Here is a 1,765-nt window from a genome sequence, read left to right as displayed (position 1 = left end):
TGGTACTTCATCGCGGTGTTGCGGTTGGCGTCGATGTCGACCTTCACGATCTTGGCGCGGCCGGCGTAGCCGGCGGCCAGCTCGTCGAGGGCCGGGGCGATCATCTTGCACGGGCCGCACCACGTCGCCCAGAAATCCACGAGCACCGGCCCCGATGCGTTGAGCACCTGGCTGTCGAAATCAGCGTCGCTGGCGTGGATGACGGTGTCGTTCATTGCGTCCTCGGGTGGTTCTGGGCGGGCCGTGGCCCTGCGTGAAATGAAGGAACCCGCGGCCTTGCGCGGGCTGCTGCTAGACTTGGGCGCTCACCGCGGTGGGTTCAACCCCCGCCCGCACCCGGATTCAGCGCCCCGGCAGTCTGCTTCGCAGGCGCCCCCCGGCGCAAGGGCGACCCGGCGCCACCCACAGTATCGAGCCGCATGAGCGACAAGCCCTTAACCGATATCGCCTTTACCGAATTCGACCTCCATCCCGCGCTGTTGGCCGGGCTCGAGGCCGCCGGCTTCAACCGGTGCACGCCGATCCAGGCGCTGACCCTTCCGCTGGCCCTCGCCGGCCGCGACGTTGCGGGCCAGGCGCAGACCGGCACGGGCAAGACGCTGGCCTTCCTGATCGCCACGCTGAACCGGTTGCTCACGCGCCCGGCGCTGGCCGACCGGAAGCCGGAAGATCCGCGCGCGCTGATCCTGGCGCCGACCCGCGAGCTCGCCATCCAGATCCACAAGGACGCGGTGAAGTTCGGCTCCGACCTGGGCCTGAAGTTCGCCCTGGTCTACGGCGGCGTGGACTACGACAAGCAGCGCGCGCTGCTGCAGGCCGGCGCGGACGTGATCATCGCGACCCCGGGCCGACTGATCGACTACGTCAAACAGCACAAGGTGGTCTCGCTGCACGCCTGCGAGATGTGCGTGCTCGACGAAGCCGACCGCATGTTCGACCTGGGCTTCATCAAGGACATCCGCTTCCTGCTGCGCCGCATGCCCGAGCGCACCACGCGCCAGACGCTGCTGTTCTCCGCCACGTTGTCGCACCGCGTGCTGGAGCTGGCGTACGAGCATATGAACGAGCCGGAAAAGCTCGTCGTCGAAACCGAATCGGTGACCGCCGCGCGCGTGCGCCAGAAGCTCTACTACCCGGCCGACGAAGAGAAGATCCCGCTGCTGCTCGGCCTGCTCTCGCGCAGCGAAGGCGCGCGCACGATGGTCTTCGTGAACACCAAGGCGTTCGTCGAACGCGTGGCCCGCGCGCTGGAGAAGGGCGGCTATCGCGTCGGCGTGCTATCCGGCGACGTGCCGCAGAAGAAGCGCGAGTCGCTGCTCAAGAAATTCCAGGCCGGCCAGCTCGAGATCCTGGTCGCCACCGACGTCGCCGCGCGCGGCCTGCACATCGACGGCGTCTCGCACGTCTACAACTACGACCTGCCCTTCGATGCCGAGGACTACGTCCATCGCATCGGCCGCACCGCGCGCCTGGGCGCCGAGGGCGATGCGATCAGCTTCGCGTGCGAGCGCTACGGCATGTCGCTGCCCGACATCGAGGCCTACATCGACCAGAAAATCCCCGGCGAGCACGTGACGCCGGAAATGCTGGTCGCGGTGCCGCGTGCGCCGCGCGCGGTGGTCGAGGGCGACGCCTCGGGCGAGGACGACAGCATCAGCACGATCTTCCGCGAAGCGCGCGAGCAGAAGGCCGCCGATGACCAGCGTCGCGGCGGTGGCCGCGGCAAGCCGGGCGGCGGGTCGCGCACGGGCGGTCGTTCGGCCGG

At 68.8% G+C, this 1,765-nt stretch carries 2 protein-coding genes; one reads left to right on the top strand and one right to left on the bottom strand.

The features are described from left to right. Positions 1-215, bottom strand: a 215-nt coding sequence (locus LF41_RS09990; protein ID WP_036169194.1) for a thioredoxin family protein, incomplete at its 3' end; no start/stop codon positions are given. Positions 216-419: 204 nt separating this feature from the next. Between LF41_RS09990 and rhlB the strand changes: the two genes are divergently transcribed. After that, positions 420-1,765: ATP-dependent RNA helicase RhlB (rhlB, locus tag LF41_RS09985; protein WP_036169192.1), on the top strand; the 1,346-nt coding region annotated here is incomplete at its 3' end.

This window comes from Lysobacter dokdonensis DS-58 (genome assembly GCF_000770795.1).
In the GTDB taxonomy this organism is placed as follows: Bacteria; Pseudomonadota; Gammaproteobacteria; order Xanthomonadales; family Xanthomonadaceae; genus Noviluteimonas; species Noviluteimonas dokdonensis.
The sequence above is the reverse complement of the archived record's forward strand: the minus strand, read 5'-3'. Positions and strand labels throughout refer to the sequence as shown.